27 protein-coding genes and 1 pseudogene are annotated in these 23,038 nt (G+C 63.6%); 27 read left to right on the top strand and 1 reads right to left on the bottom strand.

Going from position 1 to position 23,038, the window contains the following annotated elements; genetic code table 11:
* Positions 1-23 precede the first annotated feature (23 nt).
* Both C41B8_RS05485 and C41B8_RS19400 read left to right on the top strand, forming a co-directional pair.
* On the top strand, positions 24-482 hold the full coding sequence (locus C41B8_RS05485) for a DUF2280 domain-containing protein (RefSeq protein ID WP_037335211.1): 459 nt from the start codon (positions 24-26) through the stop codon (positions 480-482).
* Positions 479-2,365 carry a PBSX family phage terminase large subunit gene (locus C41B8_RS19400; protein ID WP_051883129.1) on the top strand — a complete coding sequence of 629 codons (1,887 nt, stop codon included), beginning with the start codon at positions 479-481 and terminating at the stop codon, positions 2,363-2,365. The genes C41B8_RS05485 and C41B8_RS19400 overlap by 4 nt, the downstream gene beginning before the upstream one ends.
* 11 nt (positions 2,366-2,376) lie before the next feature.
* On the opposite strand, the gene C41B8_RS05475 is transcribed toward C41B8_RS19400, so the two are convergent.
* Complete coding sequence (locus tag C41B8_RS05475; RefSeq protein WP_156962421.1) at positions 2,377-3,132, bottom strand: hypothetical protein; 756 nt, start codon at positions 3,130-3,132, stop codon at positions 2,377-2,379.
* A gap of 74 nt (positions 3,133-3,206) precedes the next feature.
* Here C41B8_RS05475 and C41B8_RS05470 point away from each other — a divergent pair, with 74 nt between their 5' ends.
* The 25 genes and pseudogenes from C41B8_RS05470 (at position 3,207) to C41B8_RS05350 (ending at position 23,031) form a co-directional block, all read left to right on the top strand.
* Complete coding sequence (locus C41B8_RS05470; protein WP_051883128.1) at positions 3,207-5,717, top strand: hypothetical protein; 2,511 nt, start codon at positions 3,207-3,209, stop codon at positions 5,715-5,717.
* A 3-nt stretch (positions 5,718-5,720) separates the two neighbouring features.
* On the top strand, positions 5,721-6,044 hold the full coding sequence (locus tag C41B8_RS05465; protein ID WP_037335205.1) for a Gp49 family protein: 324 nt from the start codon (positions 5,721-5,723) through the stop codon (positions 6,042-6,044).
* A 2-nt stretch (positions 6,045-6,046) separates the two neighbouring features.
* Positions 6,047-6,298 (top strand): hypothetical protein, encoded by a 252-nt coding sequence (locus tag C41B8_RS05460; protein ID WP_037335202.1) that lies wholly within the window; start codon positions 6,047-6,049, stop codon positions 6,296-6,298.
* Positions 6,295-6,492, top strand: coding sequence for a hypothetical protein (locus C41B8_RS05455; protein ID WP_037335199.1), 198 nt, complete (start codon positions 6,295-6,297; stop codon positions 6,490-6,492). The genes C41B8_RS05460 and C41B8_RS05455 overlap by 4 nt, the downstream gene beginning before the upstream one ends.
* A complete protein-coding gene (locus tag C41B8_RS05450; protein ID WP_037335196.1) occupies positions 6,479-6,868 on the top strand; it encodes a co-chaperone GroES family protein in 390 nt (129 codons plus the stop codon). The genes C41B8_RS05455 and C41B8_RS05450 overlap by 14 nt, the downstream gene beginning before the upstream one ends.
* A complete protein-coding gene (locus tag C41B8_RS20385; protein ID WP_156962420.1) occupies positions 6,846-7,067 on the top strand; it encodes a hypothetical protein in 222 nt (73 codons plus the stop codon). Before C41B8_RS05450 ends, C41B8_RS20385 begins: the two co-directional genes overlap by 23 nt.
* 78 nt (positions 7,068-7,145) lie before the next feature.
* Positions 7,146-8,186 carry a hypothetical protein gene (locus tag C41B8_RS05445; protein WP_156962419.1) on the top strand — a complete coding sequence of 347 codons (1,041 nt, stop codon included), beginning with the start codon at positions 7,146-7,148 and terminating at the stop codon, positions 8,184-8,186.
* Between the two features lie 3 nt (positions 8,187-8,189).
* A complete protein-coding gene (locus C41B8_RS05440) occupies positions 8,190-8,765 on the top strand; it encodes a hypothetical protein (RefSeq protein WP_037335190.1) in 576 nt (191 codons plus the stop codon).
* 17 nt (positions 8,766-8,782) lie between these two features.
* A complete protein-coding gene (locus C41B8_RS05435; protein WP_037335187.1) occupies positions 8,783-9,355 on the top strand; it encodes a hypothetical protein in 573 nt (190 codons plus the stop codon).
* A gap of 12 nt (positions 9,356-9,367) precedes the next feature.
* Complete coding sequence (locus C41B8_RS05430; protein ID WP_037335184.1) at positions 9,368-10,282, top strand: phage major capsid protein; 915 nt, start codon at positions 9,368-9,370, stop codon at positions 10,280-10,282.
* A gap of 103 nt (positions 10,283-10,385) precedes the next feature.
* Positions 10,386-10,547, top strand: a complete 162-nt coding sequence (locus C41B8_RS20380; protein WP_156962418.1) for a hypothetical protein — start codon at positions 10,386-10,388, stop codon at positions 10,545-10,547.
* Between the two features lie 55 nt (positions 10,548-10,602).
* Positions 10,603-11,274: a hypothetical protein gene (locus C41B8_RS05425; protein WP_037335182.1), complete on the top strand. Its 672-nt coding sequence runs from the start codon at positions 10,603-10,605 to the stop codon at positions 11,272-11,274.
* A gap of 2 nt (positions 11,275-11,276) precedes the next feature.
* A complete protein-coding gene (locus C41B8_RS05420; RefSeq protein ID WP_037335179.1) occupies positions 11,277-11,585 on the top strand; it encodes a hypothetical protein in 309 nt (102 codons plus the stop codon).
* A 3-nt stretch (positions 11,586-11,588) separates the two neighbouring features.
* Positions 11,589-12,431, top strand: coding sequence for a hypothetical protein (locus tag C41B8_RS05415; RefSeq protein WP_156962417.1), 843 nt, complete (start codon positions 11,589-11,591; stop codon positions 12,429-12,431).
* Between the two features lies 1 nt (position 12,432).
* Complete coding sequence (locus tag C41B8_RS05410) at positions 12,433-13,095, top strand: phage adaptor protein (protein WP_037335174.1); 663 nt, start codon at positions 12,433-12,435, stop codon at positions 13,093-13,095.
* On the top strand, positions 13,092-13,733 hold the full coding sequence (locus tag C41B8_RS05405) for a hypothetical protein (RefSeq protein WP_037335171.1): 642 nt from the start codon (positions 13,092-13,094) through the stop codon (positions 13,731-13,733). Before C41B8_RS05410 ends, C41B8_RS05405 begins: the two co-directional genes overlap by 4 nt.
* A 74-nt stretch (positions 13,734-13,807) precedes the next feature.
* Entirely contained in the window at positions 13,808-14,452 is a 645-nt protein-coding gene (locus tag C41B8_RS05400) for a phage adaptor protein (RefSeq protein ID WP_037335169.1), read from the top strand.
* Positions 14,453-15,556 (top strand): hypothetical protein, encoded by a 1,104-nt coding sequence (locus C41B8_RS19395; RefSeq protein WP_051883127.1) that lies wholly within the window; start codon positions 14,453-14,455, stop codon positions 15,554-15,556. It abuts the gene before it with no gap.
* A 2-nt stretch (positions 15,557-15,558) separates the two neighbouring features.
* Positions 15,559-17,343, top strand: a complete 1,785-nt coding sequence (locus tag C41B8_RS05390) for a hypothetical protein (protein ID WP_037335166.1) — start codon at positions 15,559-15,561, stop codon at positions 17,341-17,343.
* Entirely contained in the window at positions 17,330-19,174 is a 1,845-nt protein-coding gene (locus C41B8_RS19390) for a hypothetical protein (RefSeq protein WP_051883126.1), read from the top strand. The genes C41B8_RS05390 and C41B8_RS19390 overlap by 14 nt, the downstream gene beginning before the upstream one ends.
* Before the next feature lie 3 nt (positions 19,175-19,177).
* Positions 19,178-19,687, top strand: coding sequence for a hypothetical protein (locus C41B8_RS05375; protein ID WP_037335163.1), 510 nt, complete (start codon positions 19,178-19,180; stop codon positions 19,685-19,687).
* Positions 19,688-19,690: 3 nt separating this feature from the next.
* Entirely contained in the window at positions 19,691-19,867 is a 177-nt protein-coding gene (locus tag C41B8_RS20375) for a hypothetical protein (RefSeq protein WP_156962416.1), read from the top strand.
* Positions 19,864-20,421, top strand: a pseudogene (locus C41B8_RS21105) (DUF2793 domain-containing protein); the annotation flags it as partial. The gene C41B8_RS20375 and the pseudogene C41B8_RS21105, both read left to right, overlap by 4 nt.
* A 467-nt stretch (positions 20,422-20,888) precedes the next feature.
* Positions 20,889-21,467: an XkdW family protein gene (locus tag C41B8_RS19385; protein ID WP_051883125.1), complete on the top strand. Its 579-nt coding sequence runs from the start codon at positions 20,889-20,891 to the stop codon at positions 21,465-21,467.
* A gap of 1,024 nt (positions 21,468-22,491) precedes the next feature.
* On the top strand, positions 22,492-23,031 hold the full coding sequence (locus C41B8_RS05350) for a hypothetical protein (RefSeq protein WP_037335151.1): 540 nt from the start codon (positions 22,492-22,494) through the stop codon (positions 23,029-23,031).
* Positions 23,032-23,038 lie beyond the last annotated feature (7 nt).

Raw genomic sequence — 23,038 nt, 5'->3', positions numbered from 1 at the left:
CCCGACACAGACCATAAGCAGTTATGCCGACGCTCAAGGACAACGTGAAACAGCACATCGTCACGCAGCTTGCGTGCTACGAGACGCCCACGGACGTTGCCAACTCCGTACGAGAAGAATTCGGCATCGAGATCACGCGCGGCCAGGCGCATTCGTACGACCCAAACAGCTCGCGCGGCCACCAGCTAGCGCAGAAGTGGAAGGATCTGTTCAAGGTCACCCGCGAGACCTTCCTCGAGGACACGTCGGCGATTCCGGTAGCCAACAAGGCGGTCCGGTTGAAGCGGCTGCAGCGGATGGCCGACAAGGCCGAGCAGATGCGCAACTACCAGCTGGCCAGTCAGCTGCTCGAACAGGTTGCGAAGGAGTGCGGCGGCAGCTACACGAACAAGCGTGAGCTGTCGGGGCCGAACGGTTCGGCCATTCCGACCGAGACCGAGGTGCGCGTCCGGTATATCCGGCCTGAACACCGGGACGAATGACCGGGGCGCCGCCAATCGTTATCGATCTCGACCTGCCCGAGATCTATGACTTTCTCCTCGAGCGACGCGCGCGCTACAAGTGCGCCTACGGCGGCCGCGGCGCCGGCCGGTCGTGGTCGTTCGCCCAGGCACTGCTGATCCTCGGCATCGAGCGGCCGGGCCTGCGTGTGTTGTGTGCCCGCGAGCACCAGAAGTCGATCGCTGACTCGGTGCATCGCCTGCTGCGCGATCAGATCGATCGGCTCGGCCTCCAGGCGTTCTATCGCGTCACCGACAAGTCGATCGACGGCCCGGGCGGCACGTCGTTTCTGTTCGCCGGCTTGCGGCACAACATCTCGAACATCAAGTCGATGGAAGGCATCGACATCGTGTGGATCGAGGAGGCCGAGCGCGTCTCGGAAAACTCGTGGCGCGTGCTCGTGCCGACCATCCGAAAAGAAGGCAGCGAGATCTGGGTCACGTTCAACCCAGACCAGGAGACCGACCCGACCTACCAGCGTCTGGTGGTGCATCCGCCGCGCGATGCGATCGTGCGCAAGACCAGCTGGCGCGATAACCCGCACTTCCCGGTCGAGCTGGCCCGCGAGCGCGATCACGACTGGGCGACCGACCCGGAGGCCGCGGCGCACATCTGGGACGGCGAGTGCCGGCAGCACAACGACGCGCAGGTACTGAACAAGAAATGGCGCGTCGATTCGTTTGAGCCGGTCACCGCCGGCGAAGAGGCGTGGGACGGTCCGTATTACGGTGCCGACTGGGGTTTCGCGCAGGACCCGACGGCGCTGGTGCGATTCTGGATCGCGCCTGGCTCGAAGCCCGACCGGACACGATTGATGATCGAGTACGAGGCATGGGAGATCGGCTGCGACCTGGACGACACGCCCGCGCTGTTCGATGAAGTGCCCGGCGCCGGCGATTATCTGGTCCGCGCCGATAGCGCGCGGCCCGAGACGATCAGCTACATGCGCAAGCGCGATTATCGCGTCGAGGGCGCGCCGAAGTGGCACGGCAGTGTCGAGGACGGCATCGCCTGGCTGCGTGGCCACGAAGAGATCGTGATCCACAGCCGCTGCAAGCACGCAGCACAGGAGGCGCGATTCTGGAGCTACAAGATCGACAAGCAGACGGATGACGTGCTGCCGATCTTGAAGGACGGCCACGACCACGTCTGGGACGCGGTCCGATACGGGGCATCACCGATGATCAGGAACATGGGGTCGAGTCAGCAGGGGATTCTGGTGCGCAGCGAGTGGTGGCGGCAGTGGCCGCGCGAAGAGCCGCCGCGGTGCGAGGCGATCCTGCAGTTCCTGTATCCGGCACTCGGCGATGGCGAGGCGCATCATGCATCGGCCCGCACGACCTGGGGCATTTTCCGACACGGCGAGCGCTGGGACGACCGGCTGCGCGAGTTCGTGCGCTCCGATGATCCGAATGACGTGTCGTATCACTGCATCCTGCTCGAGCGCTGGTCGGACGAGGCGACGTTCCCGGAACTGCGCGAATCGGCCAAGGCCGCGGTGACCCAGTACGACCCGGACTGGTTGTTCGTGCCGCGCTCGCGCCATACCGAGTCGCTGATCCGCGAGCTGCGTCAGGCGAAGCTGCCGGTACGCGGCGTCGATACCCGTGAGGACAGTGTGGCCCGGATGCACTACGCCAGTATCGTGCCGCAGCAGGCCCGCGCCTGGTACATCGATCGCAACTGGTCCCACGACGTGATCGGTCGTGTCGCCGAGTTTCCGGAGACCGAGCACGTGGGCATCGCCGAGACGTGCTCGATGGCCTGGGCGTGGCTGCGGCGCCGCAACGAGATCGGATTCGCCGATGAGCAGGACGAGGACGATGATGCGGATCTGTTCAAGCCGGCGCGGCCTTACGGATAGATCGTACTGGGCTACTGAATCTGGTCTCGTGCTCTCTCCATCGAGACTGCAAGCCTAATCAGCCCACCGATGTGCTCGTCGGCATCGAAAGATTGTCGGAAAGCAATTATCTGGTTGTGCGATTCGTGAGTGAGCGCGGCGAATTCATCCGATGCGCGTCCATCGGTTATCTGCATGAGATGAAATCCCGACAGATAAGTTGTATAGGCGTTGAAGCCTTGATCTCCGAACCGAAATCGCTGCGGTGTACGAATCGTAAGTTCTGCGCCGGGTATACGCTCACTCGGGTCGAAGCGCGCGAGCAACAAGGGGTATCGGCGATCGTCCCGCGTATCGATGTCGGCCGAGCAATAACGCTTGATCGGCCCAATTTGCGCGCCGAGGTCGACCACATCGAATCCGCGCTGCGTGCTCCAGTGCGCCCGCGCTAGCAACGACAGGGAGAAGCGCTTTATCGGCTCTGGGTCGGCATCGAGACTCCATCCGATGACCTCGCCGTCCTTATGAACCGGCAGCCATTCGTCAAATCTCTGCGAGAGTGCGGTGACTGCAGCATTGTCGTAGACGCCGAGCATCTGCTCGCAGTCATCGCAAAGTAGGCCGCGTTCGTAGACGCCGCCAGGGAGCCGTCTCCCGCGAGGCTGGTCGTGCTCAAGACCAAGCAGCGTGCCTTGTTGATCACCAAGAAGGTGGCGCGTGAATGCGCGAGGTATGACGTGGCTTCGGCGAAGCTCTGCTTCCCGTTCGCACCATGCGCAGATCCCCATTGCCAACTCTCAGAACAAGCGGAAACTACTGATCCTAACGGCCAGAATCGGCCCACGCACTGCGCGAGGCACCGATGGCCGACTATTCCAGCGACATGGCCGAGATCCCCGAGGACGAGCGCGACGGCCGAACGGTCGACGCTGACGGGGTCATCATCGACGACAACGGCGACACCGCCACGGTCTTTCTGGACGGCGAGGAATCCGAAGAAGGCGACGCCGAGTTCGACGCCAATCTCGCCGAGTCGATGGAAAAGCAGGACCGCCAGCGGCTGGCCGACAAGCTGATCGCCGCGGTCGACGCCGACGAAGAGGCGCGCTCCGAATGGAAGCAGCGGCTGGACAAGGGCCTCGAACTGCTCGGCCTCAAGGATCGGCCGGAAGACGATGAGCCGTTCCCGGGCGCATCGAGCGTCACGCATCCGCTGATCGGAGAGGCGATCGTCCAGTTCCAGGCGCGGGCGCTGCCCGAGGTCGTACCCAGCTCCGGCCCAGTAAAGTGCACCACGGTCGGCGACCAGACCGAGGCAAAAGACCAACAGGCCGAGCGGGTATCGGAATACCTGAACTGGCGGCTGATGGTAGACGACGAGGAATGGTTCGACGACACCGACCAGCTGCTGTTCTACCTGCCGTTCGGCGGTAGCGCGTTCCGCAAGCTGTTCACCGATCCGGTGACCGGCCGGGCCAAGGCGCGATACGTGAAGGCCGAGGACTTCATCGTCCCCTATAAGGCCAAGAGCCTGGCCGACGCGCAGCGCTACACGCACAGCTTCGAGATGCACGCCAACGACATCGAGCGTGCGATGGCCAACGGCACGTACGTGACGGTCGATCTCGACACCGGCCGCGAGCCTGGCGAGAACGATAAGCTCGAAGACACTGCGGACATGCGCAGCCAGTCGGTGTCCGAGGACGACTCGACACACCGCATCTATGAGATTCACTGCTACCAGGATCTGGATGTCGATCCGTATCAGCAGGACTTCGACCTGCCGTACATCATCACGGTCGACAAGGACCAGGGCGATGTCCTGAGCATCCGCCGGAACTGGGACGAGGACGACGAGGACTACGAAAAACTCGTCTGGTTCTCGCACTACAAGTTCCTGCCGGGCTTCGGGTTCTATGGCTTTGGTTTCCTGCACATGATCGGCGGCCTGGCCGAGGCGACGACTGGCACGGTCCGCGCGCTCCTCGACAGCGCGGCGCGCTCGAATCTGCAGGCCGGCTTCAAGAGCAAGGAGGCCCGCAAGATCAGCGGTGACGATCCGCTGGCCAACGGCGAGTTCCGCGACGTGGACCTGCCGGGCGAGGATCTGCAGAAGGCGTTCTATCCGCTGCCGTTCAAGGAGCCGAGCAACGCGCTGTTCAACCTGCTCGGCATCCTGACCGATGCGGGCCAGCGGTTCTCGTCGACCACCGAGACCATGGTCGGTGACGGCAATCAGAACGCGCCAGTAGGCACCACCGTGGCCATGATCGAGCAGGGCAGCAAGGTATTCAGCGCGGTTCATCGCCGCCTGCACCGGGCGGCCGGCCGCGAGTACCGGCTGTTCGCCAAGCTCGACGCGGAGAACCTGGACGACGAGCCTTACCCGTATCAGGTCTCGGGCCAGACCCGGTATATCCGGGCCGCCGATTTCGACGACACGATCGATGTCGTACCGGTCAGCGATCCGAACATCTTCTCGCACACGCAGCGCATCGCGCTCGCCCAAGCGGTCGTGCAGCTGGTCAATGGCAGCCCCGATGTCTATGGCATCAAGGAGAAGCGTCGTGCTCACGAGCGGCTGCTCGAGGCGATGCGCGTCCCGGATGCCGACGAGCTGTTGCCATCAACCGGCGCCCAGCGGCGCGACCCGGTGACCGAGAACCAGTACATGATGACCGGCCATCCGGTAACGGCCTTCCCGGATCAGGATCACGCGGCGCATATCAAGATTCACGAGGCCATGGCCGCGCAGTACGCGAACGCGGCGGGACCGGCCGCCCAGAAAATGCAGGCCGAGTTGCAGGCGCATGTCGCTGAGCACCACGCCTATGCCTATCGCCAGCAGATCGAGCAATCGCTGGGCGTGACGTTGCCGGCCGGGCTGCATCCGAACATGGATGGCCACGAGAAGCCGCTGCCGATCGACGAGGAAAACCTGATCGCCCGGCTCGTGGCCCAGAACACCCAGCCCGTGCCGTCGCCGGCACAACAACAGGCTCATGCCGCGCAGGCCCAATTGCAGGCCGAGCAGCAGCGCAAGCAGGCCGAGTTCGAGGCCGAACAGCGCCGCAAGGATCAGGAACACCAGGCCAAGATGCAGCGCGAACGCGAGGCGTTCATGGCCAAGCAGCAGCGCGAAGCCGCGGACTGGCAGCGCGGCGAGCGTGAGGACGCCGCCGACTGGGCGGCCGGCGAACAGCGTGATCAGGCCGAATGGTCCGCCGAGCAGCAGCGCGAACAGGCGGCATGGGAAGCCGAGCAGGCCCGGAAAGCGGCCGAGGCTCGTGATGCGACTCGGCAGCGCGGCGCCGATCTGGCCTTGGACAATATCGACCGGGCGTTCGACGCGCCGGACAACCCGCAGGAGTAAGCGATGCGAGACGACCAGATCGAGAAAGAGATTCAGGCCAAGGGTTTGAATAGCCCGCGGCTGACGCCAGACGCGATCGATGAGTGGATTGTCGGCGAGCAGTATCACCGCTTCCCAAATACCACGACGACCGTGTGCTGCCTCAGCCTGAAAAACGGGTTCAACGTGACGGCGGATTCTGCGTGCGTATCGCCGGAAAATTTCGACGAAGAAATAGGCCGGCAAGTCGCGCGCGATAAGGCCAAGGGCAAGGTCTGGGAACTCGAAGGTTACCGGCTCAAGCAGGCGCTGCACGAAGGGCGTATGACCGAAGCCGGAGGGGACTGACCATGGCGCGGTATCGCAAGAAGCCGGTGGAGATCGAGGCCATCCAGTGGTTCAAGCCGGGCGACCATCCCGCCGTGGAAACGGATTGCGGCTGTCGAAAGAAAGACAGCTGTAGCGAATGTGGCAACGCTTTCATTCAGACGTTGGAAGGTCGCCACATCGTTACGCCCGGCGACTTCATCATCACCGGAGTGCAGGGCGAGCACTACCCCTGCAAGCCGGACATCTTCGCCGCGACCTACGAGCCGGCGTGATCACCGAATTCCGAGACCGTCTGCGCCGGCGCTTGAAAGAAAAGCGCGACGCGCTCGCCGCCGGCATGTTGCAGGGCGGCGCCAACGACTACGCGGATTATCGCGAACGGGTCGGCCGGGCGAAGGGCCTGGCCGACGCCCACGAGACCATCGACGAGGTCATCAAGGAGCTGCAATACGATGAAGACGACTGACGACGCCCGCGACGAAGCCGCCGGCGAAAACGTCCCCTGCCAGCCGATCCTGTGGAAGGTGTTGATCAAGCCGCTGCCGCCCAAGGAAATGACGGCCGGCGGCATCGTGCTGCCCGATGAAGTGCGCGAGGCCGACCAGCAGCTGACATGCGTGGGCAAGATCGTGCGGCTCGGTGGCCTGGCATTTCAGGCCCAGACCAAGGCCGGTCTCGATCTGTCGCGTGAGCCGAACCGGCCGCGCGAGGGCATGTGGGTGCTGTGCCATCAGTACTCGGGCCAGAAGCTGTGGGCCGGCGATGTCGAATACCGCCTGCTTAACGATACCGAGATCATGGCCGTGACTGATCAGCCCGATGTCTTCCGAAACTACATCTGACGAGGCGCCGGTGGACGGCCGGCGCATTGGACGAAATGAGCACGAGACGGCCACGGTTGATCGCCAGATGATGTGGGCGCTGGAACTGCTCCAGCGTCTCAAAACCGGTGGATTCTACGGTCGCGTGATCCTATCGTTCGAGCAAGGTGCAGTTCGGCACGCGGAGACTCAGGAAAGCCTGAAACCGCCGCCGCGCTGACACGGGTGTTGGAACGACCGAGCCCGTCATGTTCCCGGTACTGCCGGCGACATGACGGGCTTTTTTTATGGAGCCGACATGGCAACCGGTAACGACGACGATCGCTACGAGCACCAGTTCGAGGATCTGAACGGCAATCCCGACGACACCACCACGGATGTCGATCTGGGTGACGATCAGGACTTCGAGCTGGGCGGCGACGATCAGGCCCCCCGCGATGCGGCGGGCGACCAGGACGACGACGACGGCGGCGACGGCCAGCCGGATCAGCAAGCCCAGGGCAGCGATAACGACGCTGGCGGCGAGCAGGCCGGCGACGAGGAAACCGACGAGCAGCGCGAGGCGCGGCTGAATGCCGAGATCGACCAGGCGCTCGAGGCCGAACGCACCGCGGCGCGTGATCAGGAACTGGAATCGCTGCGCGACGAGATCCGCCAGCTACGCGAGGAGCGCGCCCAGGCCCAGGCTCAGGGCGAGACTGAGCAGCTGGATCGCGACATCGAGTCGACGCGCCAGAAGATGGTTTCGGCCCAGGAAGAGGGCGACACCGCCGCGGCCGCCGAGGCCCAGAACAAGCTGGTCGAGCTGCAGGTGCGCAAGCACACGTCGGCGTCACGCGCGGATCCGGGCGATGGCGGTGATCAAGGCCAGCCGGGACGACAGCGCCAGGCGCCGGCCGAGCAGGTACCGGCCGCGGCCCAGCGTTGGGTCGGCCGTCATCCCTGGTTTGCCCAGGGCACGAACGCGCAGGCCGCGCAGACCGCACTGGTCATCGAGAAGCGTTTGCGGGGTGCCGGCTTCGATCCGAACAGCGACGCGATGTACGACGAGATCGACCGACAGCTGAGCCGCCGTCATCCCGAACTCGGCATCACGCCGCGCGACAGCAGCAACCAGGGCGACCACAACCAGAACGGAAGCCGCAACGGTAGTCGCCGACGCGGTGCGCCGACCAACGGCATGGGCGCCCAGGGCAAAGCATCGTCCGGAAAGGTGCAGATCACCGCCGACGACCGGGCGTCCATGTCGCAGTTCGGGCTCGATCCGGACAACAAGGAACACCTAAAGATCTGGGCGCGCGAGAAACGCGCGAGCCAGCAGAACGCACAACGGAGGTAAGGCATGGCCCAAGGCCAGCGACGCAACAGCCCGACCCGACAGCCGTCCGCCCAGGAGCGCACGGCGCACGCGGCCGAGGCCGAGACCACGCACGAGGTCGAACGCGAGCACCAGACGCCCGCGGCGGCCGGTGCCGAAGCCTCCACGGTAGAGCACGGCGACGGGGATATCGATTGGGTACGCCCGTCGTCGCTCGATGCCCCGCCACCCCGGCCGGGAATGGTCCAGCGGTGGAAACGCCACGAGCTGGGCGGCGCCCCCGATACCCGCAACTGGCAACGCGCACTGCGCGAAGGCTGGCGACCGCGGGCAGCGGATACCGTCGACGAAGCGTTTTCGAGCATGAAAACGACCGTCGAGGGGAAGGGCGTTATCAGCGCCGAAGGTCTGATTCTCTGCGAAATGCCCGCGAAAGCGGCCGGCAAGCGCACCGAGCACTATCGGTCGCAGACTGCCCGCCAGATGCAGGGTGTAGAAGCCGACCTTCACCGCACACAGTCCCCCGGCGGTCCGCGTATCAGCAAGGACCATCGAAGCCGGACGGACCAGGGCCGGCTGCCCAATGTGGCCGGTGACTAGCATCAAGGAGTAACGCGATGAGCAACGTGAATCGCGCTGTCGGCCTCCTGCCGGTCGGGCATCTGTCCGGCGGCACGCCGCAGCGTATGAGCGAATACACGATCGCGGGCGGGTACGGCACTGACATCTTCTACGGCGACCCGGTGAAGGCCACCGGGACCGGCAAGAACATCGCTCTGGCTGCGGCCGGCGATCGTCTGACCGGGGTGTTTGCGGGGTGTCAGTACATCGATACGTCCGGCGCGATCCAATACCGAGCCTTCTGGCCGGCCAGCACGCAGGTGCAGTCCGGCACGCAGGTCAAAGCATTCGTCATCGACGATCCGAGCACCGTGTTCGAGATCCAGGCGAGCGGCGATCTGGCCGAGGGCGACATTCGGGCGGCTGCCAACATCCTTGCCGGCGACGGCAATGCGGCAACCGGTAATTCTGGCGTGCAGCTGGACAGCGATTCGGTGAGCACCGGGACGGGCAAGCAGCTCAAGATCCTGGGCCTGGCCGAGCGCGCCGACAACGACTATGGCGTCAACGCCAACGTGCGCGTGGTGATCAGTCTCCACGAGCTCGCTGGCCCCGCCACGGCCGTATAAGGAGGGCAGACCATGGCCATGAACAGAGCGCAGTTTCAGCGCCAGCTCCAGCTGGGCCTGAACGCGAATTTCGGCCTCGAATACAACCGGCACCAGGAGCAGTGGCGACAGCTGTTCGATGTCGTGAATTCGTCCAAGGCCTTCGAGGAAGACCAGCTGCTGATCGGATTTGGCGGCGCCGCAACCAAGCCCGAGGGCGGGGCGGTGACCTACGACTCCGGCGGCGAGGGCTGGACCGCACGCTATGCCCACGAAACGATCGCTCTGGCGTTCGCGATCACCGAGGAGGCGATCGAAGATGGCCTCTACGGCGATCTGGGCAGCAAGTACAGCCCGGCGCTGGCGCGCAGCCTCCAGCACACCAAGGAGGTGAAGGGCGCGGCGATCTTCAACAACGGCTTCGATCCGAACCATGCCGGCGGCGACGGCAAGCCGCTGTTCGCCACCGACCATCCGTTGGCCGGAGGGGGCACGTTCGCCAACGCGTTCGATACCCCGGCCGATCTGTCGGAGACGTCGCTCGAGGAGGCGCTGACGCGCATCTCCGAGTTCGTCGATGACCGGGGCATCCCGGTGTCGGTAATGGCCAAGATGCTCGCGGTCCCGCCGCAGCTGCAGTTCACTGCGCAGCGTCTGCTGCGTTCGCAGAAGCGGCCGGGCACGGCGGACAACGACATCAACGCCATCGCCGACATGGACGCCATCAGCGGCGGTTACACCGTGAACCAGCGGTTCACCGACCCGGATGCGTGGTTCATCAAGACCGATTGCCCGCAGGGCCTCAAGCACTTCGTGCGAAAGAAGGTACAGCGCGGCATGGAAGGCGACTTCGAGACGGGGAACCTTCGCTATAAGAGCAGGGAGCGTTATAGCTTCGGGTGGACTGATCCGCGTGGCGCTTTCGGCTCTCCCGGTGGCGGCAACTAGACCCGAGCGGTCTGGCCCGTCGATGACAGGCGTCCGGCTTCGGCCGGGCGCTTCCCCAAGCCCATAGGTTTAGGGAAGCGTAGCCCACCAAGAGGACAAGACGATGAAGAGCAATTACCCGACCCCCAAGCCGGATCAGCGCAACGCGAACTACAACCATGGCACCAAGCCCAATCCGACGCGCGGTGCGCGCGGCACGATGGGCAACAAGAACCAGGGTGCCAAGGGCGGCGCCAAGCTTGATTCCGACGGCGATATGAACTAACCGGTTCACCGACTCAACACACATGATTCCCGCATAGGGCTGCCAGGAGGCTTTCATGTCCCGACATACCATTTCCTACGCCGATCAGCTGTTCCACGGCAAGGCCGTTCACCACGGCGCCTACCGTAGCCAGCGCGGCGTACCGATGACGCCCGTCGTTCAGGTCGATCTCGGCGTGCCCGCGGCGACCGACGGCGACGGGATCGCCACAGACCAGACGCCGGCAGCCGGCGGCGTGCAGATGCTGACGCTGGATGGCCAGCTCAATTTGGACGTGCCGCGCAACGTCACGATCACCTCGACCGGCGACGACTCCGGTCGAGCGTTCACGGTCCGCGGTCGCGATCAGTACGGCCATGCCATGAGCGAGACGATCGCCGGTGCCAACGCGGGCAAGGCCGAGGGCGCCAAGGCGTTCGCGGTGGTCGAGTCCGTGACCGTGGACGACGACACGGCCGATGCCGTTTCCGTCGGCTGGGCCACGGTGCTGGGCTTGCCGTTTCGTATCGGCGGCGCCTTCGATGTCCTGCACGCTTTCACCGATGACACCGAGGAGGTCGGCACCGTCGTGGGCGGCGACGACGCACCCGCTACGGCGACCACGGGCGACGTGCGCGGCACGATCGACCCGGGCAGTGCGCCCGATGGCAGCCGGCACTACCGGGTCTGGCTGAAGATCCACGACGCCTCCAGCGAAGCGGGCGCCTACGGCGTCGAGCAGGCCTGATCATGCGCGCTGACAAGCAAGTGCTGTCGGCCGCCGAGCCCGGCCAGTGGTTCATCCCGAATCACTGGCCGACCCCGTTTCAGGTGGCGGTGGGTGTGTCGGTCACCGGCACGGCCACCTACGACGTGGAGTACACCTACGTCGACGTGCGGCGCGAGACCCCGGCAGCCGGCGATATCTACAGCAAGGCCGCCGACCAAACAGCGGCCGGCGAGGCGCTGTTCGATATGCCGGTTGCGGCGATCCGCGTCAACGTCACGGCCTACACCGATGGCGAGGTGATCGGCCACTTCCTGCAATCCGGAGGCTAAGCCATGTCGCGCACGCTATCGGGGACGATGGAATACCCGGACGGCACGGTCCGGCCCGGCACGTTCACCATTGCGGCCCTGACGTCGGCCGGCAATATCGCGCGCGGCGCGGCCGTGAAGATCGATACGGCAAACGATGGCTCGTACACGGTCACCCTGGAACCGAACATCTATCGCGTGTGGTTCAAGGAGGCGGCGTCGAACGACTTCCCGGGCGAGGACATCGGCGTCGCCAAGGTGCTCGACAACGACGACGAGACGTCGTTGATGGACGTGATCGCTCAGAGCGCGGGCCACTATCCGCCGGACGACCCGTATTACCACTGTCACCACAACGATCAGCCGAACACCATTGTACTGTCGGGATCAACTCTGAGTGATGCCCCGAAGGATGGCGAGACCTACGCGCGACAGAATGGTCTGTGGGTCAAAACCAGTGCTGGCGGATTCGATCGCAAGACCCATATTGTTGGCGATTTCAGCTTTGTGAATGGCGCCACAGCTGATGCGATTGATGCAACGTTTACGTCGCCGTACACGATTCATCCAACCGACATGAATAATGTCGTGACCGTAAACGGCGGCCCCACAGGTGACGTGGTCAATCTGCCATTATATTCCGATGTGAATCTGGGAGACCGGATATTCATTGTAAATTTAGGGCCTCCGATTAAGCTGCAGACGCAGGCGAACGACCAGCTGATCTATCCGGGGGATCTGGGTACCGTCAGCATATCCAGCGCTGGCATGCTCATTGCCACGTTGATGTTGCATGGTGATGGCACGTCCAACAGTGGCGGTTATTGGCATATCGACGGCGATTACACCGTGCAGGTGCCAGTGTAGTATGGCCGGCTCATCGGATTTCTTATTCGATCCGAAACTCGCCGACATGATCGACGAGGCGTTTGAGCGTGCCGGGATCGATCCGGCCGATGTGACGCTGCGTCATATCAACGCGGCCCGCCGGTCGATGAACTTCATGTTCTCCGATTGGCAGACGCACGGCGTATCCGAGTGGGCGGTTGAGAAGACGGTCCGGCCGGTAACACCGGGCATGACGAGCTTCGACTTGCCCGATGGCGGTATCGATATCCTCGAGGCGACGCTCCGGCGCTCGGGGCTCGATACCGAGATGTACCCGATCTCGCGCGGTGACTATCAGGCGATACCGAAAAAAGACCTGCGGGGACTGCCCGATCGTTACTGGGTCGACCGGAATACCGGGGCGCCCACGGTCTACATCTGGCAGATCGGCGAGAACAGCACCGACGAGATCCACTACTGGTACATGCGGCGCTTCAAGGACGTGGGGTCGCTGCCCGATACCCTGGATATCCCGAGCTACTTCTACGATGCGTTCGTCGCCGGCGTGGCCGCACGCCTGGCGGTGAAATTCGCGCCCGATCGCGTCGGCTTTCTCCAGCCGGAAGCCGAGCGTTCGTTCAACCGGGCGCTCGATGCTGATGGGAGCCGCGCGCCGCTGACGATCCGGGCCCGATATCGATGAGTCGGCGGTATGCGCGCGGCAAGTTCGCCAAGGCCGAGTGCGCCCGGTCCGGAAAGATCATGCCGCTCAACCGGCTGGTACGCGACGGGCTCTATCCGAATCTGCTGGTGGCCCCGGATTGGTGGGAGCCGCCGTACTTCAAGCGCCCGGTACCGGATGCCAGCGACGCCACCGCGTTGTATCGGCCGTCGCCGCGACGCGATGCGATCGATACCGTCGTGCGATTCCCGTTGTTCGATGTGGCCAGCGGACGGGCCGGGCCCGCTCTGTTCAGCCTGTTCGACGTCGGGCTCGATCTCCACGCAGTTGCCCTCCGGGTGGCGCTTTATCGGCAGCGACCGGGCTTCGCATATGATGCCGATGGCGAGCTCGATGCCCCGGGCTATGCGCCGGGCGGCCAGGCGTTGGATACGGTCATCGAGGGCGGCGAGCTGCAGATCGGGGACTCGGTGTGGGCGACTGCCTCGATCAGCGCGGCGTGGCTGCTGGTCTACGACGAGGACAGCGGCAAGGCGCTGATACGCGTCAATCTGGGCAGCGAGCACGCGAGCGTGAACGGTGAGTTCCGGATCCAGTGGGCGAGCGCGAGGTATCGACTCAACGCGGCCGGTACCACTATTGCGCTGGTGATCTGCTGATTCTCAAAACCGCATGAACCCACAGGTTTCGCCGCATAAAATCGGGTGAGGTATCGGAACCACCGAGCTCGCACGTGAAAGCGTTGCGGGCTTTTTTTATGGACTACGACAGCCTCGTCGGCGATCTCGTGGCCTGGACCGAGGACGACAATCCGTCGTTCATGGCCCAACTGGATCGGATCATCGCGCTCGGCAGCGAGAAAGTCGCGCGCGATCTCGATCTTGAGGTGCTGGATGAGGTGCGCGGCCATTTCATTACCAAGGGTGATCCGGTTATCGAGAAGCCGCGGCGGACGCGGGTGACGCGGTCGTTTCATATCGAGCAGTCCGGTGTGTTCACGCCGATCGAGTCGCGCAGCTACGACTTCGTGCTCGGCTACCAGGAGGGTGCGTCCGGCGCGCCGCGTTACTGGTGCGATCTCGATGCCGACCACTGGATGGTTGGCCCGGTGCCGGACGATGGTTATGTCTGCCGGACCCGGGCCATCGCCGCGCCGGCGATTGTCTCGCCGTCCAACCGCGAAACCTGGATCTCGCGCCACGTGCCTGATGCGTTGTTCTATGCGTGCCTGATGGCCTGCGAGGAGTTCATCAAGGCCGATGACCGGATCGCGGTCTGGCGCGGCACGTACAACGCCGAGGTCATTCCTGCGGCCCGCAAGCAGCTGGCGCCGCTGTTGCGAGATCCCGAACAGCCGCCGCAGCCCGAGGGAAGATAAATGGCCAGTTTCAGTGAACTGTTGCGCCTGAACTTGCAGGACACGGGGTCGGACGAAAACGTCTGGGGCCAGGTGCTGAACAAGCAGATGCAGCTGCTCGAGGCGGCGGTGGCCGGTACCGCGCAGATCGTGCTGTCGGCCAACGATTACACGCTGTCGACCAACGACGGCAGCGACGACGAAGCGCGCTCGGCCGTCCTCGACCTGCAGGGTAATCCGAGCGAGAACCTGAACGTGATCGTGCCGGCGGTCAGCAAGGTCTTTCTCGTACGCAACAACACGACTGGCCAGTACGAGGTGACGGTTCGCACCCAGTTGGGCACCGGGGTGAAGGTGCCGCGCGGCGAGGCGCGCTGGGTGTATTGCGACGGCACGAACGTGCTGTTTGCGGCCAAGGCACCGGACACGGCACTGGTTGCCGGAATGACGCCCGGTAATGCCGTGGAGCGAAACGTCAACGAGGTCGGCACCACCCAGGATTACAAAGACCAGTCGCTGCTCGACTGGTCTGCTCTCAACAATGAATTCGAGCGATCCGGCGGCCAGGGCGGCCGGTTCACGACCGGCGATGTGAAGTTCACGATCAAGCAGGCCGAAACCGGATGGGTTCGGGCGAACGACGGGTCCATCGGGCCCTCGGGGAGTGGCTCGACCGCCCGGGCCGACGACGACTGCGAAGCGTTGTACAAGCTGCTCTGGAACAACATCAGCGATCAATATGCGCCCGTATCCGGCGGCCGCGGCGCCACCGCCGACGACGACTGGGCTGCGGCCAAGCCGATTGGGTTGTTCAAGACCGTGGCCCGGGCGATCGCCGTCGCTGGTACGCCAGCTGACAGCAATCTGTCGTCGCATAACCTCGGCGAGACCGTCGGCGAGGAAAAACACACGATGACCGTCGACGAGCTGGTGGAGCATACCCACTACAGCTACGTCTATGGGTCCTCCTTCGCTCGCAAGGGGAATTTGGAGGACTACTCGATGGGCGCCAACAACGACACCAACGATTCCGGCAGTGACCACATCACGAGCGCGACCGGCAAGGGCGATCCGTTCAACGTGCTGGGCCCGCGCACGTATCTGAACCTGCTCGTGAAGCTGTAGCCATGGGCCAGGTCGCAACCGTTCACATCAAGGCCGGGGTATACACCGACGAGACAGCGCGCGGCGCCGAACCGTACTGGCACGATTGCGACCGGATCCGCTTCCGGTCCGGGCTACCGGAGCAGATCGGCGGCTGGCGCAAGATGATCGGCGGAAATGGCGCGCCTATCGCGCTGCTCGGCCGTGCCCGGGCGATTCACGACTGGTCGTCTCTCGACAACCAGAGCTGGGTCGCGGTCGGCACGCACCTGAAGCTCTATCTGCTCAATTCGGGGAATGTCTACGACATCACGCCGCTGCGCGACCAAGGGACGTTGACCGATCCCTTCCAGGCGGTGGGCGGCAACAAAACGCTGACCGTCAACCACGTCGCCCACGGCTGCGAGCCCGGCGACTTCGTACATTTCACGGCACAGGGCAATGCGACCCTGAACTTTGACGGCGAGCACCGCGTGGCCCGGGTGATCACCGTCGACCAGTACGAGATCGATCTCGAGGCCGCGCCGGCCAGCGGCGGCAACGGCGGCGGCGCCGTCGACTTCGAATACGAGATCCATGTAGGCACGGCCTCCAAGGATAAGGTCTATGGCTACGGCGTCGGCGGCTATGGCCAGGGCACTTATGGCACGCCGCGCACTGAATCGACGCTCTACCAGAGCCTGCGGACGTGGTCGCTCGACAACTGGGGCGAGGATCTGCTGGCCTCGCCGGTGGAGGGACCGGTCTACTGGTGGGATCGATCGCTCGGGCCGAACAAGCGCGCGGTGCTCATCGAGAATGCACCGGCCACGAATCGTTGGATCATGGTCTCGCCGGAGGACCGGCATCTCATTTGTTTCGGCGCCCACACCACGCAGTCGCGCGATGCGATGGAGATCCGCTGGTCGGATCAGGAGAACTTCAACGATTTCACGCCCACGGTGAACAACACCAGCGGCGACAAGCGCCTCGATGCCGGCAGCCAGATCGTGACCGCGATCGACACGCGTTCGGAGAAGTTGATCTTCACCGACGAAGCGCTGTATTCGATGCAATTCATTGGCGGCACCTACGTGTTCGGTTTCTCGCCACTGGGCCGGAGCGTGCGGATCATAGGTCCGAATGCAGCCGCGCAGGTCAACGGCGTGGTCTATTTCATGGGCGACGGCGATTTTTTCGTCTATGACGGGGTGCTCCGGCCGCTGACATGCCCGGTGCGCAATCACGTGTTCCAGGACATCGATACGTTCCAGGGCGCGAAGGTCTACGCCACGGTCAACCGGCTGTACAGCGAGATCATCTGGGTCTACCCCTCGGCCGTCGCCGACGACAACGATCGGTATGTGATCTACAACTACCGGGAGCAGGTCTGGTACTTCGGGACCATCGACCGGACGGCCATGCACGATCAGTCGTCGGCCTACGGCTTGCCCTATGGCGTCGATCCGAATGGGCACGTCTATACCCATGAAGACGGGGTGAACGCAGACGATCAGCCGATGGGGTCGTTCCTCGAGTCCTACGATATCGATATCGCCGAGGGCGGCCAGTTCATGCACGTCTCGCGGCTGATTCCTGATTTCCTGGCGATCGATGGTCAGGTTGAGCTGACGCTGCTCGGTCGTGAGTTCCCGCAGGACGATTTTCGTATCCGCAGCGGTCCGCATCCGATTACGGCCATGACCCGCCAGATCAACGTGAGGGCGCGCAATCGGCAGATCGCGATTCGTGTGGCCGCGGCAACGCTCGATGCCTACTGGCGTATGGGGGCGTTCTCGGCAGAGGTGAGGGCTCATGGCCGCCGCTAGACCGCTACCGCAATTCGATCCGTCGGATCTGGCCGACGGCCAGCTGATCACGAAGCTGCGCCAGCTCACGCGCACGGTCGAACTGGCCTATGGCGCCGACACGACTGCCGAGACCGGCGGCGCGTGGCATGTCGGCCACGGCCAGCCGGCCGCCGGCCTCGGGGCCTATAACGATCTGTACATCGATGTGACCGATGCCGAGACGCACATCGTATGGCTCAAGGCCGAGAAGGGCTGGGCGAAGCTAGGCGCATTGGCCTCCACCGAGGGCGGCGAGGCCAATACCGCCAGCAACGCCGGCGAGGGCGTCGGCCTTGCGCTGGACAAGAAAGGCCTGGATCTGCCGTTCAAGTCGCTGACTGCCGGCTCCGGGATATCGGTGCGCGACGCCGGCGATCACGTGGTGATCGCGTTCACCGACAAGGTCGATGGCGGCTACTTCACGACCCGCAAGGACGCGCTGCACCTGCAGTTTGCCCGGGGCCAGAAACGCAATCTGCCGAGTGTCGGTGACCAGGGCGAGCCGTTCGTCGCGCTCGATACCTGGGAGCTTTTCTTCGGCGCCAACACGGGCATGAAACCGCTGCGCGTGGCGCCCGAGAACGTCATCGGCCTGCTCGCCAAGGGCAAGATCGCCGCAAAGTATCTGCCAGAAACCTCGCGGCCGAGCGTTCACTCGGTCAATAACGAGACGTCGATGCGCGTACTCGATGCCGAGCGCGGCGATATCGCCGTAGTTGATGATGCCGATGTTGGAGGGCGCGGCTCGTTCGCGTTCAATGGCCAGCGATGGGTATCCCTCAACCGGCCGATTGGCGGTCTTGCGAGCTACCGGGCCGCCCAGGATATCCCGCAGTTCGCGGTCGTCGCGCTGACGGCCAGCCAGCGACTGTCCAAAGGAGTAACGACCTACACCGCCCAGGCGACGGTGGCCACGAACGACCTGTTCGATCAGGCCGTGGGCATCGCGCCGCAGGCGGGATTGGCCGGCCAGCCGATATCGGTCCAATCGCGCGGCGATCTCAGCAGCGATGCCTGGGACTGGACGCCCGGCGCTACGATTTACGGGGATGCCCAGGGCGTACTCACCGAACAGCAGCCCACCACTGGCTATCTGGTCATCGGGTTTGCCGTGACGCCTACGAAGATCCGCATGCTGCGCCGCGAGGAGCTGCGCAACGCCGGCGAAGGGGCCGCGCTGGTCGCGGCCCGCGATGGGTCAGTGACCGATATCCGCACGCTCGTCGGCGATCCGACGATCAACGTTGTGGTCAACGGCGACCAGGTGGAGTTCACGCTTCCGACGCTCGACGGCGCCGTGGCCACGCTGCTCATTGACCGCGCGGCCGCGGCGGATGCGATCGCCGATCGCGAATTGCGAATCACCCTTGATACGCGCGAGATCCTGGTCGGCGTCGATGACGGCACGGGCAACACCACGGCCGAGCCCGCGCGCGTCGATCGCGACAACGTGATCGACCTCGGCTGCTACCGGCTGCCGGCCGGCGAGACGCTGGGCGGCCACCGGGTCGTCGTGGCCCGCGATGGCCAGTGGTTCTATGCCGATCCTGCGGATCTTGACGACGCCGCCGCGACGCTTGCGATTACCACCGGGGCCGCCGCAGCCGGCGAAACGGCGATTGCACGGTTTTCGGGCTTGATGGCCGAGCCGTCATGGGCCTGGCAGCCCGGCGAGCCCGTGTTCTTCGGCGCCAGCGGCGTTCTATCCCAGACACCGCCGGGCTCGGGCTTCATCTGCGTCGTCGGCACGCCGGTTTCAGCCACACAGATCGCGGTCAACATCGAGCCGCCGATTCTTCTTCAGGAGTAGACGATGGCCAAGTTCTTACAGCAGGTCGGTGGGCGCCTCAAGGAGGCGGTATCCCTGGTTACATCCGCGGGCGCTACCGATGCGGACAAACTGGTTTCGACCAACGGGCAGGGCAAACTCGATCAAAGCCTGTTTCCGACCGGCTTGGGCGCCGAGACGGAGAGCCTGCCGGCCACCGAAGCGCTCAACGGCGGCGACTTCGTGAACATCTACTCGGCCAGCGGCACGGCCAGTGTCCGAAAAGCCGACGCGACAGCCGAGGGCAAGGAGGCCAACGGGTTTGTTCTTGATTCGGCCGCCAGCGGCGCGAGTGTGACGGTCTACCGTGAAGGCCTGAACAACGCGCTGTCCGGATTGTCGCCGGGCACCGACTACTTTCTCAGCGCGGCCAATCCGGGGCAGCCGACCGATACGCCGCCGTCGAGCACCGGCAACGTGGTGCAGTACATCGGGCGATCCAGCACCGACGCGAACATCTCGTTTGAGCCCGGCCAACCGATCACGCTGGCTTAAGCAATGGCGGAGCAGCGGCCAATCATCTTTGACGGAGCACGGCTGCGCGAGATGCGCGACGGCGAAACGTTGCCGCAGAGCATCGTGGGTGCTGCGTCGCTGCCCATGTATGACGTCGAGGGGAAACTGGTGCTCGACGAACAGGGCCAGCTGTTTACGGAAAAGGATCTTGAACCATGAGTTTCATAGGCCGATTGCAGCCCGCCAGTCGTCCCGGCCTGCCGACATGGGTCGTCGGCACCATCGACGCGCTTAATGCACTGACTGAGGTGGCGCCTGGGATGCCGATTACGTCCGACGACATCGGTCGGGTGGCCCAGGTCGGCAGCAGCTCACCTTCGTTCTACATCCTGACCGGGGTGAGCCCGAATACCTGGGTGATCTTTGGTGGTCCGCAGGGCGGATTGGCGGCCATGGATCAGGTCACGGCCAACGAGATCAATAGCGGAACTGCTGTGCCCGATGCCGTTGCTACAGCTCAGGGCGATGGCACCGTGGCATGGGAATGGGCGTCGGCGCTTGTCGGGAAGTTCACGGTCCTCAGCCGCACGACCACAGCCCAGCCAAGTTCGCCCGCCGAAGGCGACCGCTACATCGTCCCCGCGAGTGCAACGGGCGCCGATTGGGCGGGGCAGGACGGCACAGTCGCGCTTTATCAAGACGGCGCATGGACATTCTATGAGCCGGCCGAAGGCTGGGAAGCCAGCGTGATCGATGAAGCGGTCCACGTAGAGTACACGGCCGCCAATGGCTGGATTGCAGCGTTTGACATGGCGCAGATTTATCTGGGGTCCGCCTTTACCAGCACGAACCGCGGCAACGTGCTTGTTCCGCTCGACACCGTGGGCTTCGACCCCTCTGGCATTGTGGATGTTAATAATCACGGCATCAAACCAACCCGCGCAGGCTACTACCAGGTCAACTTCGGCACCTATTTTGATGCGACCGGTAGTGGCCAAACCGAAAGCGCATTCTTAGTCCGTAACCAAGACAACAGCCAAAAATTGATCTCCGGCGGCGACCAGTATTCCGCATCACCGGGCAACAGTCTAACTAGCGGCGGGGCGGGTATTTTGTACATGAACGGCTCAGATTCGCTCAACTTGCGCGTCTTTACAGCGGTCGCAATGAACGCCGACTACTATGGACGTAGCGGCGCGCAACAAACGAACAATTTTATCTCCGTTGTAGGACCATTCTGATGGATCTTGTAAATATCGTGATTTTTTTAAAGCCGAACGCCGTTCCCGTTCGCGATTTCTTGATTCTAGACGATGGCAAAGGGCCCTATATCGGCGAATGGGACACTGAGAAGCTCGGGACCAAACCTACAGATGCTGAGCTAAGTGCTGCCGAGCAACCGGCCGCGCTCGCACAGGCCAAGGTGGCGAAAATCGCTGAGCTAACGGCGGCATGCGAAGCCGCGATAACCGGTGGATTCGAATCGAATGCCCTTGGCACAACGCATCACTATCCAAGCTCTGCGACTGACCAGGTCAATCTGATGGGCCGAGTGACTAAAAGCCTGCTACCGACGTTCCCGAGTGGCGGTACCGTGAGCTTCACGTGCGTGCTGCCGGCAAATAAGGCGGATTCGGTCTGGCCGCGCGTCGATCACACGGCCGCCCAGATCCAGCAAGTCGGCGATGACGGCGAAGCCTGGATCGACGCCCAGCAGCTGCAGCTGCGGGCGCTTTTGGCGCAGGTTGATGCGATCGACGATAAGACTGGCCAGGTTTCGGACATCAACGCGATCCAATGGAGCAATGGAACGCCATGAGCTATTCCTATGGCGTGCGCGTTGCGCTGGGGCTGGATCAGTTCGCGAATACGATCCTTGGTGGCTGGCCAGATGAAACGCTCTCGGCTCGCGCATGCCGCTGTCGATCGGTCTGGTATTGGCGAGCTCTGTACACCATGCTCGATGCTATATTCCCGCGACACTGTGAGCGGGCGCTAACGAGCGAAAAGACGCATGCGCAAGAGTCGCCTTCAGAGCGCTAGACCGTTGGCCGATGTACTCTCAAACCATGCGACTCGCTAGCGTCTAGGCCTCGTCGGCCTGCCCAAGTTGTTCAATCATTTCTAGCAGCGGCGTTTCGCGGCCCGATCCTGGGTCCAGTATCTGGCTAGCCCGCAACATGCCGCGAAGCATGGCTTCCGCCATATCTGATGGCATGTCCCCGGCAAGCCCGCTCGCCGTATACCGAGCCGCAAGCTCAGTCAGCTCGTCCCCCTCCATTGCCACGGCTTCTCCCAACTAATTGCCATGCGCAGTGACTATAGCGGCTCTCAGTTCGTAATAAAAACGTTAGATTTATTTACCAAAAGGCCGGCTCGTCTCAGAACGACGTGACGTGTAAAACACGGTCGCCATAGACTGGCCTCGGGTATTGGAACCACTGAGCCCGGATCGTGATCGGTCCGGGCTTTTTGCGTGTGGGGTCTATGAAACAGGCGATTGCGGCCGCATTGATCGTGATATTGGCGGGATGCGCCACGCCCAACTGTCGGCAGCCCAAGCCAGTGAACGGCAGCGCGCTGTTCAATCAGGGCTATGAGTCCGGTCGCCACGATGCTCTTTCAGATCTACGCCACGACATGCGCGTCAGGCTATCCGCCGCTGACTTGTCGCATTGCGATACCCGCGCATCGTCGCTACCGAGCCGCGGAGCGATCTCGTCCGATACATGGTGGAAATCGCGGGGTCGCAATCTATGGACGCTCGATCAATGCGACCAAAAGAACGAAGGGAAGCGCTCGAAGCTGATACTCATGTCGCGAGCGATTCAAGGGGCGCGGTGATGTCGCCGAACCAGAACATTACCGCCGGGCGGCTCGCTCTGGCGTTCGTGGCCATGCTGATCATACCGACCATCGTGGGCATCGTCTCCGGGATCGTCGTCGCCAAATACAGCAGCAGCCAGCGCAGTTCGATCGAGAGCGCGCGGCAGCTGCGCAACACGGTCACATCGCTGCAGCGAGTCGTCGACCAGCTGCAAAGCAAGTTCGCCAATCTGGATGATCTACCGACGCAGGGGGATCAGGCCATGGTGCTCTACCGGGTTCAGCAGCTCGAGGATCACATGAAGAGCAACGACGGCCGGATCGAAAACCTGAACAACACGCAGATTCGAATCTGCCAGAAGGTGGACATGGTGTGCGCCGGCAAGAATGCAGTCTGGATGAAGCCGTGGCCGGACCGGCGTCTTGAAGCGTTGCAGGTTGCTGTGACCGGTCGGCCCTGGCCGCCGCGGCCGCGACGCGATCGGCGCGTTCGGGTCGCGTTGCACGACACGTTCGCCGCGCACCGGTATTTGATCGAGCCGGTCCGGATCGAGTGAGACTCAG

The organism is Salinisphaera hydrothermalis C41B8, from assembly GCF_000732535.1.
Taxonomy (GTDB): domain Bacteria; phylum Pseudomonadota; class Gammaproteobacteria; order Nevskiales; family Salinisphaeraceae; genus Salinisphaera; species Salinisphaera hydrothermalis.
Note: the sequence above shows the minus strand (reverse complement) of the source record. Positions and strands in the feature narration are given on the sequence as shown.

What these genes read in the sequence shown, in the direction of transcription:
- C41B8_RS05485 (WP_037335211.1), top strand. Translation starts at nt 24, where the DNA reads ATGCCGACGCTCAAGGACAACGTGAAACAGCACATCGTCACGCAGCTT.
- C41B8_RS19400 (WP_051883129.1), top strand. Translation starts at nt 479, where the DNA reads ATGACCGGGGCGCCGCCAATCGTTATCGATCTCGACCTGCCCGAGATC.
- C41B8_RS05475 (WP_156962421.1), bottom strand. Translation starts at nt 3,132, where the DNA reads ATGGGGATCTGCGCATGGTGCGAACGGGAAGCAGAGCTTCGCCGAAGC.
- C41B8_RS05470 (WP_051883128.1), top strand. Translation starts at nt 3,207, where the DNA reads ATGGCCGACTATTCCAGCGACATGGCCGAGATCCCCGAGGACGAGCGC.
- C41B8_RS05465 (WP_037335205.1), top strand. Translation starts at nt 5,721, where the DNA reads ATGCGAGACGACCAGATCGAGAAAGAGATTCAGGCCAAGGGTTTGAAT.
- C41B8_RS05460 (WP_037335202.1), top strand. Translation starts at nt 6,047, where the DNA reads ATGGCGCGGTATCGCAAGAAGCCGGTGGAGATCGAGGCCATCCAGTGG.
- C41B8_RS05450 (WP_037335196.1), top strand. Translation starts at nt 6,479, where the DNA reads ATGAAGACGACTGACGACGCCCGCGACGAAGCCGCCGGCGAAAACGTC.
- C41B8_RS20385 (WP_156962420.1), top strand. Translation starts at nt 6,846, where the DNA reads ATGTCTTCCGAAACTACATCTGACGAGGCGCCGGTGGACGGCCGGCGC.
- C41B8_RS05445 (WP_156962419.1), top strand. Translation starts at nt 7,146, where the DNA reads ATGGCAACCGGTAACGACGACGATCGCTACGAGCACCAGTTCGAGGAT.
- C41B8_RS05440 (WP_037335190.1), top strand. Translation starts at nt 8,190, where the DNA reads ATGGCCCAAGGCCAGCGACGCAACAGCCCGACCCGACAGCCGTCCGCC.
- C41B8_RS05435 (WP_037335187.1), top strand. Translation starts at nt 8,783, where the DNA reads ATGAGCAACGTGAATCGCGCTGTCGGCCTCCTGCCGGTCGGGCATCTG.
- C41B8_RS05430 (WP_037335184.1), top strand. Translation starts at nt 9,368, where the DNA reads ATGGCCATGAACAGAGCGCAGTTTCAGCGCCAGCTCCAGCTGGGCCTG.
- C41B8_RS20380 (WP_156962418.1), top strand. Translation starts at nt 10,386, where the DNA reads ATGAAGAGCAATTACCCGACCCCCAAGCCGGATCAGCGCAACGCGAAC.
- C41B8_RS05425 (WP_037335182.1), top strand. Translation starts at nt 10,603, where the DNA reads ATGTCCCGACATACCATTTCCTACGCCGATCAGCTGTTCCACGGCAAG.
- C41B8_RS05420 (WP_037335179.1), top strand. Translation starts at nt 11,277, where the DNA reads ATGCGCGCTGACAAGCAAGTGCTGTCGGCCGCCGAGCCCGGCCAGTGG.
- C41B8_RS05415 (WP_156962417.1), top strand. Translation starts at nt 11,589, where the DNA reads ATGTCGCGCACGCTATCGGGGACGATGGAATACCCGGACGGCACGGTC.
- C41B8_RS05410 (WP_037335174.1), top strand. Translation starts at nt 12,433, where the DNA reads ATGGCCGGCTCATCGGATTTCTTATTCGATCCGAAACTCGCCGACATG.
- C41B8_RS05405 (WP_037335171.1), top strand. Translation starts at nt 13,092, where the DNA reads ATGAGTCGGCGGTATGCGCGCGGCAAGTTCGCCAAGGCCGAGTGCGCC.
- C41B8_RS19395 (WP_051883127.1), top strand. Translation starts at nt 14,453, where the DNA reads ATGGCCAGTTTCAGTGAACTGTTGCGCCTGAACTTGCAGGACACGGGG.
- C41B8_RS05390 (WP_037335166.1), top strand. Translation starts at nt 15,559, where the DNA reads ATGGGCCAGGTCGCAACCGTTCACATCAAGGCCGGGGTATACACCGAC.
- C41B8_RS19390 (WP_051883126.1), top strand. Translation starts at nt 17,330, where the DNA reads ATGGCCGCCGCTAGACCGCTACCGCAATTCGATCCGTCGGATCTGGCC.
- C41B8_RS05375 (WP_037335163.1), top strand. Translation starts at nt 19,178, where the DNA reads ATGGCCAAGTTCTTACAGCAGGTCGGTGGGCGCCTCAAGGAGGCGGTA.
- C41B8_RS20375 (WP_156962416.1), top strand. Translation starts at nt 19,691, where the DNA reads ATGGCGGAGCAGCGGCCAATCATCTTTGACGGAGCACGGCTGCGCGAG.
- C41B8_RS19385 (WP_051883125.1), top strand. Translation starts at nt 20,889, where the DNA reads ATGGATCTTGTAAATATCGTGATTTTTTTAAAGCCGAACGCCGTTCCC.
- C41B8_RS05350 (WP_037335151.1), top strand. Translation starts at nt 22,492, where the DNA reads ATGTCGCCGAACCAGAACATTACCGCCGGGCGGCTCGCTCTGGCGTTC.